Annotated in this window: 18 protein-coding genes; 15 read left to right on the forward strand and 3 right to left on the reverse strand. The window is 68.6% G+C overall.

The features are described 5' to 3' along the window. Positions 1-6: 6 nt before the first annotated feature. Positions 7-537 carry a hypothetical protein gene (locus ACIRPT_RS21385; RefSeq protein ID WP_403829258.1) on the reverse strand — a complete coding sequence of 177 codons (531 nt, stop codon included), beginning with the start codon at positions 535-537 and terminating at the stop codon, positions 7-9. Between the two features lie 285 nt (positions 538-822). Here ACIRPT_RS21385 and ACIRPT_RS21390 point away from each other — a divergent pair, with 285 nt between their 5' ends. The 11 genes from ACIRPT_RS21390 to ACIRPT_RS21440 all read left to right on the forward strand — a co-directional run bounded on the left by ACIRPT_RS21390 (position 823) and on the right by ACIRPT_RS21440 (position 9,952). After that, complete coding sequence (locus ACIRPT_RS21390; protein WP_403829260.1) at positions 823-1,422, forward strand: hypothetical protein; 600 nt, start codon at positions 823-825, stop codon at positions 1,420-1,422. Between the two features lie 11 nt (positions 1,423-1,433). After that, positions 1,434-1,646: a hypothetical protein gene (locus ACIRPT_RS21395; protein WP_403829262.1), complete on the forward strand. Its 213-nt coding sequence runs from the start codon at positions 1,434-1,436 to the stop codon at positions 1,644-1,646. A gap of 93 nt (positions 1,647-1,739) precedes the next feature. Continuing rightward, positions 1,740-3,842 (forward strand): 2'-5' RNA ligase family protein, encoded by a 2,103-nt coding sequence (locus ACIRPT_RS21400; RefSeq protein ID WP_403829265.1) that lies wholly within the window; start codon positions 1,740-1,742, stop codon positions 3,840-3,842. A 253-nt stretch (positions 3,843-4,095) separates the two neighbouring features. Further along, the gene (locus ACIRPT_RS21405) at positions 4,096-5,397 is read left to right on the forward strand and encodes a phage major capsid protein (protein ID WP_403829267.1); all 1,302 of its coding nucleotides are present in this window, start codon (positions 4,096-4,098) and stop codon (positions 5,395-5,397) included. 84 nt (positions 5,398-5,481) lie between these two features. Further along, positions 5,482-5,757 carry a hypothetical protein gene (locus ACIRPT_RS21410; protein WP_403829269.1) on the forward strand — a complete coding sequence of 92 codons (276 nt, stop codon included), beginning with the start codon at positions 5,482-5,484 and terminating at the stop codon, positions 5,755-5,757. Then, positions 5,754-7,001, forward strand: a complete 1,248-nt coding sequence (locus tag ACIRPT_RS21415) for a FimV family protein (protein ID WP_403829271.1) — start codon at positions 5,754-5,756, stop codon at positions 6,999-7,001. Before ACIRPT_RS21410 ends, ACIRPT_RS21415 begins: the two co-directional genes overlap by 4 nt. A gap of 84 nt (positions 7,002-7,085) precedes the next feature. Next, positions 7,086-7,562: an IPT/TIG domain-containing protein gene (locus ACIRPT_RS21420; protein WP_403829274.1), complete on the forward strand. Its 477-nt coding sequence runs from the start codon at positions 7,086-7,088 to the stop codon at positions 7,560-7,562. A gap of 123 nt (positions 7,563-7,685) precedes the next feature. Next, the gene (locus ACIRPT_RS21425) at positions 7,686-8,147 is read left to right on the forward strand and encodes a hypothetical protein (RefSeq protein WP_403829276.1); all 462 of its coding nucleotides are present in this window, start codon (positions 7,686-7,688) and stop codon (positions 8,145-8,147) included. A gap of 12 nt (positions 8,148-8,159) precedes the next feature. Further along, positions 8,160-9,023 (forward strand): hypothetical protein, encoded by an 864-nt coding sequence (locus ACIRPT_RS21430; RefSeq protein WP_403829278.1) that lies wholly within the window; start codon positions 8,160-8,162, stop codon positions 9,021-9,023. A gap of 64 nt (positions 9,024-9,087) precedes the next feature. Continuing rightward, positions 9,088-9,420, forward strand: coding sequence for a hypothetical protein (locus tag ACIRPT_RS21435; RefSeq protein ID WP_403829280.1), 333 nt, complete (start codon positions 9,088-9,090; stop codon positions 9,418-9,420). 1 nt (position 9,421) lies between these two features. Further along, positions 9,422-9,952: a hypothetical protein gene (locus ACIRPT_RS21440; protein ID WP_403829283.1), complete on the forward strand. Its 531-nt coding sequence runs from the start codon at positions 9,422-9,424 to the stop codon at positions 9,950-9,952. Between the two features lie 24 nt (positions 9,953-9,976). On the opposite strand, the gene ACIRPT_RS21445 is transcribed toward ACIRPT_RS21440, so the two are convergent. Both ACIRPT_RS21445 and ACIRPT_RS21450 read right to left on the reverse strand, forming a co-directional pair. Further along, positions 9,977-10,777, reverse strand: coding sequence for a Ku protein (locus tag ACIRPT_RS21445; RefSeq protein WP_403829286.1), 801 nt, complete (start codon positions 10,775-10,777; stop codon positions 9,977-9,979). Continuing rightward, positions 10,774-10,980 carry a hypothetical protein gene (locus ACIRPT_RS21450; protein WP_403829289.1) on the reverse strand — a complete coding sequence of 69 codons (207 nt, stop codon included), beginning with the start codon at positions 10,978-10,980 and terminating at the stop codon, positions 10,774-10,776. The genes ACIRPT_RS21445 and ACIRPT_RS21450 overlap by 4 nt, the downstream gene beginning before the upstream one ends. Before the next feature lie 183 nt (positions 10,981-11,163). Here ACIRPT_RS21450 and ACIRPT_RS21455 point away from each other — a divergent pair, with 183 nt between their 5' ends. From ACIRPT_RS21455 to ACIRPT_RS21470, 4 genes are all read left to right on the forward strand, one after another. Next, positions 11,164-11,388 (forward strand): hypothetical protein, encoded by a 225-nt coding sequence (locus tag ACIRPT_RS21455; protein ID WP_403829292.1) that lies wholly within the window; start codon positions 11,164-11,166, stop codon positions 11,386-11,388. Next, positions 11,388-11,813 carry a hypothetical protein gene (locus ACIRPT_RS21460; RefSeq protein WP_403829294.1) on the forward strand — a complete coding sequence of 142 codons (426 nt, stop codon included), beginning with the start codon at positions 11,388-11,390 and terminating at the stop codon, positions 11,811-11,813. The genes ACIRPT_RS21455 and ACIRPT_RS21460 overlap by 1 nt, the downstream gene beginning before the upstream one ends. Positions 11,814-11,916: 103 nt before the next feature. After that, the gene (locus tag ACIRPT_RS21465; RefSeq protein ID WP_403829296.1) at positions 11,917-12,516 is read left to right on the forward strand and encodes a hypothetical protein; all 600 of its coding nucleotides are present in this window, start codon (positions 11,917-11,919) and stop codon (positions 12,514-12,516) included. Positions 12,517-12,621: 105 nt separating this feature from the next. After that, on the forward strand, positions 12,622-13,140 hold the full coding sequence (locus tag ACIRPT_RS21470; RefSeq protein WP_403829298.1) for a hypothetical protein: 519 nt from the start codon (positions 12,622-12,624) through the stop codon (positions 13,138-13,140). The last annotated feature ends 178 nt before the right edge of the window (positions 13,141-13,318 follow it).

Genomic DNA, 13,318 nt, shown 5'->3' on the forward strand with positions numbered 1-13,318 from the left:
GGGCATCTAGATCGCTTTGCACTCTGCGAGGTGACTCTGCTCCGTCTGCTCGTCGGCGATCAAGCCGCCGCCCTTCTGCTGCCGAACGACCGATTTCGAGGGTGGGCCGGTTACCTTGCTTAGCCGGCCGTCGTTCCAGCGCACCCAAGCCTGACCGTCGGCCGTCATGAAGTGCAGCCCCTGAAAGATCCAATCCGTGTTAGGGCCAGGACTGAGGGCGGCCGCTTTGGAGAGGGTGACAGTCTTCGGCACGGTCACGGCTGTGCATGGAGGTACTACCCCAACGAAGATGTACGTGACTCGATGGCTGCGGCTTTCCCGATTCGCCTGGTCGTTGAGGAAGAATGCCGCCCAGACAGGGTCCAAGGACCGGTTGGCAACCACAGAGACCTTGCCGTCGCCCCACATCGTCATGCGGGCGGCCTGGCTTCGTTCCTCCTTCTCGCTATCCTCCTTGGACTGGGCCAATTGATCATCTGCAACCTGGGCGGCCTTGTACGTTCCCCACGCCGTTATCGCCAGACTGGCCGCTGCCACCACAGCAGCCAATACGGCCGTGTGCCTTGCCCAGTCGGAGCGCTGATACCAGCGCTTCAGCCGGCCGATTATGCCGCCGCGCCTTCCCTGAGGGCGTGCAGAGGGAGAAAGAGGAGGACGCGCGGCCACCTGGCGTACACGTAACCTTGGGCGTCTGTCGGGCACTTGACCTCACAACGGTTCGGGATCTCACCTCACAACGACGCCAAGGTCTACCACTAGGTTCCGGAGCCTGCGGCGCTGGCAGAAGGGACACAAGGCGTACGGGCCATTCATCCTCCGCCGGTGACCAGATACGGATTCGCCATCAAGGCGCTCCCCAAGGGCGGCGGCAAGCCGTTCGGGGACGACGACGAAGACCAGGAACAGGACGTCCTCGCGGCGGACGGCGCCGACGCCGATGCGCCCCCGGACGAGGGCACCCCGAACGAGGACCCCGCGTCCAGCCCCGCCGAAGACGCCCCGGAGGCTGCGGCCGACGAGGGGATGACCGAGGCGGAGCCCCCGTACGCGAAGGCTCCCGCCGACGGCGACATGCGCGAGGCCGCTGCCGACCCGCCGCCCGGACCGGAGGACGACTCCCGGCCGTGGTCCGGCGACATGTACGACGAGAGCGACGAGACAGAACCATCCGGTGCGTTCGCCGCGTACCAGGGGGCCGACGGCGAAGAAGCGTGGCTCGACCAGGCTCCGGACGGCACACTGACCGGGTGGGTTCGTGACGCCACTGGCCAGGTCTGGCGCTACACCGACCCGGACGTGTGGGCCATCGACGTCGACGACGCGCAGATGACCCGGACCCATAGCCAGGCCAACGGCGAGAGCGGTGAGGCCGAGTCCACCGACCACGGTGGGCAAGACCCGCTGTTCCCGCCGAAGAGTTAGGAGGCGTACCGGTGGAGCTGAACCGCAAGACGTATCTGGCGTTGCTCAACGAGGGCAAGTCCGCGTTCGCCGCAGGAGACCCCTCCGATGCCTGCCCCTACGACCAGTACAGCGCCAACCAGGAGCAGCAGTTCGGCGCGCGCTACTGGGCCCAGGGGTGGCTCGCGGCGCGGACGGCCGCGGAAGCGAAGACCCCCGAGGCAGAGGTCAGCGCAGGACAGTAGACGGACGAGCACGGCACGGTCCCCGGCGGCTAAATGTCCACCCGCCGCCGGAGGTTCCTCGCCGTGCCGACCGCCCCCACACTCCGAGCCCCTGTGCCCCGCAAGGGCATCTGCAGGGCGATCTTCGCCGTCACCGGCCTCGTCGATGAAGTCGCGGACCTCATCGTCCCCGGCGCCTTCGCCCACACCCTGGCGACCAGACCCGTGAAAACCGTCTGGCACCACGAGTGGAAGGAACCCGTCGGGGTCGTCCTGGAGATCGCCGAGTGGCAGCCGGGAGACTCCCGGTTCGCCGACATCCCAAACTGGCCACGCGATGCGGGGGCGTTGGTCGCGACCATCCAGTTCAACCTGCGCACGTCGAAGGGCCGCGACGTGTACGAGCAAGTGCGGCAGTGGCACGAGCACGGCGAAGCCCAGTTCTCCATCGGCTACCGCGTTCCGCCGGCCGCCGCGACAAAGCGCTCCGACGGCGTCCGCGTGATCCATAAGCTCGACCTGTACGAGGTCTCCCCGGTCCTCCACGGCGCACACCCCATGACGAGGTCGCTGGAAGTCAAGGCCGACCCCGGCTCGGTCGAGCTGGAGCACAAGACCACAGCGTCCAGCGGCCACATCGACGTCAAGGCCGCCGAACAGCAGGTGGGACGCGGCGCGATGGTCGCGCTCTACGTACCCGCCGACATCGCCGCCAAGATTGCCCACCGCGACGGCACCGCCCCACGCGACCTGCACATCACCCTGGTCTACCTCGGCGACGCCGACCAACTCCCTGGCCACCCCGACGACCTCACCAGCATCGTCACCGCGGCGCTCGACGCCGCTGCCCCGCTCCACGGGAAGCTCGGAGGCATCGGCCGCTTCCCCGACGCCGGGGACGGCGAACCGGTATTTGTCCCCGTCGACGTGCCCGGCCTGAGCGAACTCCGCGAACGAGTCGTCAGCGCACTCGCCCTGTCGCCCCTGGCCGGCGCGCTGCGCACCGACCACGGGTTCACCCCGCACATAACCCTCGGCTACGACCTCCCCCCGGACACCCCCGTAGTCCCGCCCATCCCCGTCACCTTCGACACTGTGCACGTCGTGCGCGGCCCGGACGCCAGCCCAATCCGGCTCACCGGCCCGGCCACCGACGACGAGCCGGCCCCGCAGACCGGGCTTGCACAATTGACCCAAAACGATCTTGGAATGCGGGCCAGCGTCGAGGCGAAGACCGCCCGCGCCGCGGTGCTCGAAGCCAAGGCAGCAGGCAGCCTCGACAAGAACCGCGGCGACGCTGAGCAGCTGCGCCACTGGTACGTGCGCGGCAAAGGAGCCGCCCAGATCGCCTGGGGCACCGCCGGAGACTTCGACCGCTGCGTGACGATCGCCGGGCGCCACATGAGCCCAGAGAAGGCCAAGGGCTACTGCAACCTGCGCCACCGCGAGGCCACCGGCCTCTACCCCGCCGCCCACGCCGCCGAGATCAAGAGCGCTCGCGCCGCCGTCCTCGAAGCCAAGTCCCGCATCACTCCAGGAGCCACCGTGTCACCGATCCAGCCCCTGCCCGCCTCATACGAGGAGATCCGAGACCGTGTCGGCACTGCTGTCCGCAGCCTGCTCGCCCCCGAGGACGGAACCTGGACGTGCATCGAGGCCACCTACCCCGACCGCGTCATCGTCTCCGTCTACCAAGACGGCACCGACCCCGTCAACTACGCCGTGCCCTACGACGGCACTGGCCCCGAGATATCCCTCGGCACCCCGCAGCCCGTCGAGCTGACCACCGTGATCATCCCCGACCAGGGATCTGCGCGCGCCGCCGACAGCAGCGAGACCACGGACAGTCGAGTCGTTCAACCGACCATGCGCGCCCTCGCCGACGCCGCCGCCCGCATTCAGGCCGCCGACGACGCCGACCAGCTTGAGCCCGTGCGCGCCACCGTCGGCGAACTCCTCGCCGCCCTCTCCTCCAAAGGGCTCGACATCGGCCCAGCCTACGAGGACAACCAGGAACAGCCCGCGGCCGCGCCTCCCCCGATGGCCGGCAGCGGCATCGACCTGTGGGACGACGACCCTTACGACGAACCCCACGACTCCGCGCCCGGCGCCGACGGCGCCGCCGACGTCGAGGGACTGGGCGGCCAAGACGACGAGGACACGGTCCGGCTCGACCCTGCCGAGGTGAAGGCCCAACTCGCGGCGATCCAGGGGTAACGGGCGCGACTCAGCCTCAGCACCACGTCGGCGACTCGAAGGCCACCCCGCGGCCACACCGCCACCGGTCACAACAAAACAGCAGGTCAGAGCCCTCGTGCTGCCGTCCTCCGATGCATGAGGAACGGCAGCACGCGACGTTAACCACCCCCGCTCTCTCAAATGCCCCGCGTTGTCGGGTCGTCCCGGTGCTGGCCGGGCGAGCGACGCAGCACGTCAACCGCACCCAGCATCAGGGAGAGAGCACCCCGCAATGGCTGAGAACAAGAGCCTGATCAACAGCCTCAAGGCCCAGCTCGCCGAGAAGTCCGCCGAAGCCGAGCGGATCTCGCAGACCTTCAAGGTGGAGGACAACGGCGGCTTCGTCGTCAGTACCGAGCAGGCCAACGCCTTCAAGAAGGTGTCCGCCGAAGCGATGGAGCTCAAGCAGCTCATTACCAACGCCACGGGCATGAACGAGGTCAAGCAGTACCTCGCCGAGCCCGACTCGGTGCCCGCCGCGGGCAAGCACTACGGGCAGAAGCCGCAGGGCGCCATGGAGGGCAAGAGCCTCGGTGACCTCTTCGTCGAGAGCGACGCTTACAAGAACGCTGCTCAGGCCGGCTTCCGCGACCGTCCGTACGTCCGCGCGGAGATGGAAGGCAAGAGCATCTTCAGCCTCTCCGCGGGCACCGTCACACACCAGACCCTCGGCTCCGCGCAGAACCTGGGAATTGCCGAGCGCGAGTACCGCAAGTTCCACATCCGCGACCTCTTCCCCAAGAGCAGCACCAAGCAGGCCGTGCTTTACGGTGCACGCGAGACAGGCTGGACGAACAACGCCAAGCAGGTGAAGGAACGTTACGCCGCCGACGGCACCAGCCCGGCGACCGGAGCCGACACCGACACCTGGGGCCGGGCCCCCCGCTCGAAGCTCTCGCTGGTCCCGGTGATGTACCCGGTCAGCGAGATCGCGCACCTACTCGACGCGCACAAGAACATCCTGAGCGACGAGCCCCGGCTCAAGACTTTCATCAACTCCAGGATGATCGAGGGCGTCAAATATCAGGAGGATTGGGACCTTTTGCACAGCGTCGGCGACGGCCAGTCCCTCACCGGCATCTTCAACACCCCCGGCGTTCAGCAGTACCAGGGGTTGAACACCGACCAGTACAGCGTCCAGATCCGGCGCTCGATCACCAAGGCCCTGCTCGCCGAGTACGACCCGACCGGCATCGTCCTCAGCCCAACCATGTGGGAGCACGTCGAGGTCGAGGAGGACAAGACCGGAGCATTCCGCGTCGCCTTGCAGATCGCGGTCGGCGCCACCAAGCGCGTCTGGCGGCTGGATGTCGTCGAGACGACGGCGATGGCGGATGACAACTTCCTCGTCGGCGCGTTCGGCCTTGGTGCGCAGCTGCACGACAGGGAATCCGTCTCCGTCACCGTGTCCTCGGAGAACGCGGACAACTTCGAGCGGGGCCTCATCACCTTCCGGGCAGACGAGCGGGTAGCCCTCGAAGTCCCGCGCCCGGAGAGCTTCGTGATCGGCACCTGGACCCAGCCCACCGGCTGATCCCACTGACGGGGAGGCGCCGCCCACCGCCCTGGGAGGCGCCTCCCCCGCCCTTTTCTGCACAACCTGACACGGAGGAACCCGGTGACGGACAAGCAACTGGTGGGACTTGCAGCGGATTTGGATGCGCTGACCGAAGCGCCAGCCGCGCGCAAAGGACCGCCGTGCAGCGTCGGCTCTGCCTTGACGTCAGTCGACGAGGACACCGCGGCGACACTGAGCCGCATCCTCGACACCCCCACGGTCTCCTCCACCGCCATCGCCGAAGTCCTCAACCAGCATGGTCAGGCGGTCACCTCGTACACGATCGCTCGCCATCGTCGCCGCGGCGCCGCCAACGGATGCCGGTGCGCGCGATGACCCTGACCAACGACCTGGAAGCCCTGCTCCAGCCCACCCCCGCCGCCCAGTCGCAGCCCAGCGAGGTCCTGCGACCACCCGCCCCGGCGCCCCGGGGCTGGGAGTCCGGAGTCCGCTACGAACCAGGCGGCACAATGGTCGTCACCACCCCCGCTGCCGAACAGCCGCCGAACAGCGAAGCTGACTGGCGCGCCCGCGTCGAAGAACTCGGGCTCGCTATCCCCGAGGGCTGGAGGGTGCGCCTCGCCGAGGCTCGTCACGATCCGGCCGCGTGGCATCGCGATGGCCAAGGTGAGGACGCAGTCACCCGGCCTGTCTGGCGCTGCCGGTACGTCATCGAGCCCGCCGCCCCCGCCTGGCTTTCCGCGGGCGACGTTGACGCCCTGGTCCGCGATGCGATGCGCCGGCGCCGCAAGCCCCGCCCTGCCGTCGACTCCGCGGAACGTGCTCTGGTCGTGGTGTACGCCGACGCGCAGGCCGGAAAGGTGGGCGGGGGCGGTGGGACCCCGGAACTGATCGGGCGCGTGGCGGAGCGTTTCGACCGACTCGACGACCACATACGGGACTTGAAGGCCATCGGTCAAGGGCCCACGGCCGCGTACTGGATGGACGCCGGAGACTGCGTCGAGAATTACGAGAACACTGCACAGCAGGCGTACACCAACGACCTGTGCCTGACCGAGATGATCCGTGTGCACCGCCGGATCACCTTCGAGGGACTGGACCGTCTCGCCGGGCGGTTCGGCCGTGTCGTCGCAGCGACGTGCGGCTCCAATCACGGTCGGGTCCGCCGCGGCCGCGAAGCCGTCGGTCCGCCCACGGATGACTGGGGCATCGAGGTGATGAGCCAGGTCGCCGACGCCTACTCCCGGAACACCGACGCATTCGGACACGTCAGCTTCGTGCTGCCGGAGAAGTGGCGGGAGACTGTGAGCCTGGACGTCGCCGGGTCCACGGTAGGACTCGCACACGGCCACCAGTACCCGCGTCCGGAGAAGGCCGGGGACTGGTGGAGAGCGCAGTCCTTCGGCCGTCAGGCCGTCGCGGACGCCGCCATCCTCATCACTGGCCACTACCACCACTTCCGCGCTCAGCAGCTCGGGAACGGGCGACTTCACATCCAGGCCCCCACCCTCGACAACGGGAGCGACTGGTACACCGCCCGCTCTGGCGAAGTCTCCTCCACCGGACTGCTCGTCTTCAGCGTTGGTCCCAACGGCTGGGATCATCTGCGGCTGCTGTAATCGCCCTCTGCCGCTCGCAGCACGCGACCCAAGCCGACCTCAGCGCGCACCCTTCTCCGACCACTACACCGGAGGAAGGACATCATGGGCCTGTATCGCCAGGACGGCTCCCGCATCACCAAGGCGACGTTCCCTGCCGCCGCGCTCGACGATCCGCCCGTGCGGGTCACCGAGGACGTCTACGTCTCCGAACCGTATGGGCGCGGGGACGGGCGGCCGGAGGGATCAAAGCGCTTCATGCTCTACCCGGCGGGGACGATAGTCCTTCGATCCGCTGTCGACCGCATGTTCAATGCAGCGGTCATCGCCAGCATCAACCCCATCAAGGGTCCGGCAGCAGGTGGCGCCACGGTCACAATCAAGGGCAGCAACCTGGACGGGATCTCCGCGGTCAGCTTCGGCGGGACCGCCGGCACCGATCTCCACATCCGCTCGGCCGGTGAGCTGACGGTGAAGACGCCTCCGGGCGAGGCCGGTGCCGTCACCGTCGAACTCGCCGACGACAGCGGTGCCGTCTCCAAGTCCAACGGTTTCACTTACGAGGCTCCGGCCGGCGGCTGACAGAGACGACAGGGCCCCACTGCACGTGCAGGCCCTGCGTCGCGCCCCGCACCGCGCGACACAAACCGAACGCCTTGTGCAGGGTGCGCGCGATCGGACCGACATCCCTTTGAGGAGCCACCCATGGCAAGCACCCCCCGCACCCGCAAGACCACCGCGAAGTCGGCGGCCGAGGAGACACCAGCTGAGGCAACCGCCTCCGAGGCCGACTCCGCCCCCGCCGTGCCGGACGCCGCACCGCTGGAGCCGCCGCACGTCGACGAAGCCCCGGAGCCCCCGACCTCGAGTCCGTACGTCACGCCCACCGAGGTCATCCCCGACGAGGAGAACCTTTCCGACGTCATCCTCGACGACGCCACCGGCCAGCCGCCCGCAGATGTCGACGCCGTGTTCGTGCCGCTCACCCCGTTCGGTTCCACGCTCCAGTGCACCGTCCGCCTGGTCGAGCGCACCTTTCTCGGGCCGCACCGCAATCCCGTTACCCGGCTCCTCCAGCCCAAGGGCGCTGTGGTCTCCGAGAACATCGCCGCCCGCATCCGCGAACGCCTCGATGCGCAGGCCGCGCGCACCAGCGGCAACCGGTAAGGGAGACGAAGGGTGTCGGTCTATGACCACAAGCCCATGTGGGCTGGGGCGCACTGCGACCCGGCCCCGGCCGGCGGCAAGGTGACGCGCCTCGATCTGTACGCCACGCCCGAACGCGATGGGTCGGTGGTCGCCTCGGCCGCACCTGCCGTTCGCCTCCGAGCGGGGGTGTACCGGTTCGACCTGCCCGCCGTCCCGCCTGGCCGGTACTGGGGTGCGGTCACCTTTACCCCCAACTCGGCTGCCCAGCCCGTAACGGACGCGTCGGTGCGCCTCGACCTTCCCACGGGCCAGGGCCTGGTCGGGTCGCCCGAAGCGGTCGCCGACGCCCTCGGCGTCCCGCTGCCTCTCACCTCCGCTCAGCGCGGCGCCTACGAGGAGGAGATCCGCAACGCCCAGGCTGACGTCGCCGCGTACCTGAACAGGACCTTGGTGCCGACCGCGACGACGCTGCGCGGCGTCACGCCCTGCTGGACGGATGCACTCGACGACATCGAAGCCTGGCCGGTCCACCTCGACGACATCGCCGAGGTGGTCTCCTACCGGGCCAACCCGGACGGCACATACGACGTGGATCTGCTCGTCGGCCTGAACGGCGCCCAGGAGGAAACGGTTGTGCGGTACATCGTCGCGCACGCCGCTGAGTCCGTCCGGCAGCGCCCCGACCAGAGCGTGGGGCCGGCCCGTCGGGTCTCCTCGGTGAGCGCGGAGGGACAATCCATCTCCTACGACTCGGCGCCCGTGGCCGGGCAGGCGGGCTCGCTCCCCACGATCGACAGCCTCAAAAGGCTGCGTCGCCTCGTGTTCCAGCCCCTATCGCGTCCGCCACGCGCCCCGTGGCCGTACTCGTCAAGCCGCACCCGACGCTGGCGCTGACCGGAAGGAAGGAACGGCCCATGGGCGATCTATCCCAGTCGTACACGAAGAAAGGCTGAGTGCGGTGGCCGTCGTCCTCCCGAACAGGCGACTGACGCTCTACGCGCTCGACCACCCATGGGCCCGAGACGCGAACGGCGTCCCCGTCCCGCCCGACCCGAACCAGCGGCCCGAGGCACACGGCACCTGGCCCGGCGCCGCGCTGGAACAGCCAGACGCCACCTGGTCCTTGCGCCTGGACCCGGCCGCCTGGCCAGTGGAGCCCGGCGACGTCATCGGTGACGAGCACGGCATGACGTGGACCGTCACGACCGCACGCCTCCACCGCGTGCCCGGCTGCCCGGCCATCGACTATGTGCAGTCCACCGCCACCCGCAATCCGCCCGAGGTGCCGTGAGATGACCAAGTTCACCCCGAACCCTGCACTCGAGGCGATGCTGGCGCGGATGATCGCCCCACACGTCCAGCGCATCGCCCACCAGGTCGAGGTCGAGGCCAAGCGCCTCGCCCCACCCACGAAGCGGTGGGTCACGATGGCCGACGACAAAGTGCGTCCCACCCACGCCCAGGCGCAGGGCCAGGTCGTGCCTGACAACCTGCGCTTCACGATCAACAGCATGGACTGGGACCGCAAACACCGGGGCGTCGGCCCGAACACGTACATGCTCCAACCCCGCGATCAGTCATCCCGTGCAGTTGCGAATTTGAAGCACTGCCGGTGCACCACGGCGATCGACCCGGATGGCATCGCCCGGAACATCAGCACCGGGCAGCCGATCATCACAGGCAAGAAGGTCACCGTGACCGTCACCGCGCGCGGTCCGATGGTTGTCGAGGCCGAAGTGGGCACCGTCTACCCCGGCAACCTGATCGCCGACGGAGCTCACTTCATGGCCCGCGCCGCGGCGATCGTCGCCGCTCGTCGCTGACGCCCGTAGAAGGCCCGATGCAGCTCACACACCAGCTGGCCCCTGACTTCCGCCTCGGTCACCACGATCCTCACGCGCTTCGCGCACCGCTGCCTCCAACATGGCCATGAGGTCGACGGGCGCTGCGAGCGGGGGCTCCGCGGGCGGCGCCAGTTCACCGCCGGCTGCCTTGGCCTCCACCAGCTCATCCAGAGCAGTCGAATACTCGTCGTCGAGCTCGGGCGGGGTATCGCTGGACAGGGCATCCACGAGCAGCTCGGCGATGGCCAGCTCCCGGTCAGCGAAGGCGGAGGACGGCGCCTGGTGCTCAGGGGCTCGCAATTCGTGGGGCCAATAGCAGGTGTGCAGCACGAGACGGCCGCCCGATGACCGCAGGATCGCTGGCCTCTCACGGTCGCGCAGCGCCAACTTCCCCACGGCCATACGGCGGGTGCGGGCCATTGCTGCGGCCAGCAGGGCGTATACCCGGTCACCGCCGGGCCCCGGCTCCACGTGGTACGCGCTGCGGAAGGCGACCGGGTCTACGGCTTCCACCGGGACGAAGGCCAAGACCGACAGCACGCGGCGCGCTGGGAGCGGCAGGCGTGCCAGATCCTCATCGGTCAACACCACCGTCCCAGTCGGCGTGTCCACGCCCCGGGCGACTTCTTCGTACGGGATCTCCCGCCCCTCGACGGAGCAGAAACGCCTGTGCCGTACGCGGCCACCGTCTGATGCGTGCAGCTCGTGCACCTGGCCGCCGCGCGCTTCCCGCGTAGCGGGTGAGAGTCGGATGGGCAGGGAGATCATGCTGATGCTCACCGTGCCGGACCAGACCACTGTCACGGCGCCCACACCCCACTGTCGCCGCCTCGCCATTCGATCAGCGCAGAATCTTGGAGGTCGGGATCTTCCAGGCCAGCTCGCCGTAGAAACTCGTAGACGTCGGCCAGATCGCGGGCCCGGCCGACCGGCTCATCATGCACCGTCACTCGGCGTGTCCCCTCAGAGAGGGGATGCACCACGACCGGCGGGCGCTGGATGTCCATACCGCCAGGGTGCGGCGGCGGACGCTGGACCGCATGTGATCAGCGACGGGGCCCGCCTAACTGCACTGGCGCCCGGTCGGAATTTCGGGACGTCCTATAAGAACGTTGCAGGTCAGGTGGGGTATCTAGCAGCCGCATGCCAGCACTCGACGTAAGCCTCGCTCACCTCTCACAGTGCCCGGCATGACTACGAAAAACCTCTCCAAGACCACGGAGCCGGAGGCCCCGGCCAGCGAGATCAAGACTGCCCGCGTCGCCTCCGTCGACGTCAGTGCCCCAATGGAGACGATCACGCTGTCTCATCACCTCAACATCGAGGGCACCGACCACCTGCCAGGTTCGAAGGTCCGAGTGCCGTCCGACTACGCCCGCCGCCTGCGCCGGCAGGGCTACGTCGCCCGCACCTGATGGCTGCGCCGTATGGCCTCGCCGACACCGATCCGGTCTCGGCGGTCCTCGCCTGGCTCCAGAAGCACCCGCGCGTGGCCGACGCCCTTGGCCCCGGCCGTGTGTCTGGGATCGCCGAGGCGCCGTGGCCGCACCTGCGCGTTACCCACGGCCCTGGCGGGGACATGCGCACCCTGACGTGGGCGATGGAGCCCGAGGTGACCTTGGAGGTGTACGGCGACCCCGGTGGCTGGCCGGGGCAAGCCGAGCTACGGCGGATCATCCTCGTCTGCGCGGCCGCGGCCACCGAGCTGGTCGGCGCCCCACACGCTCCCGGTCAGCCCGTCATCAGTGGCGTCCGGCCTTCCGGCACGCTCGTGTGGTCCCCGCTCGTCGACGGGCAGCCGCGCTGGCTCCTGGGCCTGCTGGTCACCCTGCACCCGTAGGTGAGGGGCCCGGCCGTGGACGTCCGGTCAGGGCGCGACATTAGCCCCCTGCTCTCCCCAAGGTTCCCGGGCCCGATCACCGGACCCCAGGGAGAAGCCCGTCATGGCAGGCGAGACCGCCAATAACAACGAGATCGTCATCCCCTCGCTCACCCGCGTGTGGCTCGCCGAAGTCGGCACCGCCGCGCCGGCCGACGCCACCGTCGTGATGCCCGCGGGCTGGCGCGCCGTCGGCCTCACCACCGAGGACAGCTTGAAGTTCAACAACGAACCCAACTTCGAGCAGGTCCGCAGCGCACAGTCCTCATATCCGACCCGGACCTTCCAGACTCAGGATGCGTCGACCATCGAGGTCGACCTCCAGCAGTGGTCCGGCCAGAACTTCCGGGCCGTGTACGGCGGCGGCGAAATCGTCGAAGTCACCGCCCAAGACACCAAGAAGCACTACAAGTTCACGCCGCCGAGGATCGGCTCGCGCTCGGAGATCGCCGCCTGCATTGAGGTGATCGACGGCGGCAAGAACTACCGCTACATGGTCCCGCGCACCATGCAGATGGAGGGCGTCAACACCGAACTCGCCAAGACCAAGGAGGCCGTACTTCCCCTGCGTCTGGCCGTGCAAGGCGGCGACGACTCCGACGCCTGGTACGTGATCACCAACGACCCGAGCTTTGCTCCGCCCGCGCCGCCAGCGGGCGGCTGACCTCTCGCCGCGGCAGCGCGCGACACAAGCCCCACCGGCTTGCCAGTGTCCGCGCGCTGCCGCATCCCCGCGACTCAGCCCGCACACACGAGAGGCCCGCCCGCCATGTCCTTCGTCATCGACCTCGACGCCGCCGAACGCCGAGAGGTCCAGTACCCCCACGGCATCCCGATCAAGTACCGCGAGGAGCAGTTCATCTACCCGGCCGAGCTGCCCGCCGAGACCCTGGACCCGCTGCTCTCCGACGACCTGGACCTGGTCGGCCTGCTCCGCGATGTCATCAATGCGAGTGAGAACCCGACCGCCTCCGTCGTCATCGACCTGATCTTCAAGCGGCCGCATCTGCCACGCCAGTTCGTCGAGGCGATCTACGAGGTACACCGCATCCTGCTCGGCGACGAGGAGTACGAGCGGTTCAAGACCCTGCGCCCCTCCCTGCCCGCGTACGTCCGCCTCACCACTGGCCTGATCAAGGTGTACGGCGTTGACCTGGGAAAGTCCTTCGGACTGGGCGCCTCCTCCGAGAGCGATGGGGAGACCTCGAGTCCGACCTCAGCCGATTCCACGGACTCGACGCCCGAGGAGTCTGGCGACAGCCAGGAGAACCCGGCTTCCTCGGACTGAGGCGTCTGATCGTCCTGATCGACGGCCTCCCCGAGGACTCCCGCGTCCAGTCCGCCCAGCTCAACGGGTGGACCAAGGAGACGGAACTCCTGGCGCAGCTGATCGAAGAGGTCAGCATCCTGGCCGCCGACCGGCGACGTGACGAGCCAACGTCCATCCCTCGCCCGTTCAACCCTGC

The sequence above is a fragment of the Streptomyces sp. NPDC101227 genome (assembly GCF_044767545.1).
GTDB lineage: Bacteria > Actinomycetota > Actinomycetes > Streptomycetales > Streptomycetaceae > Streptomyces.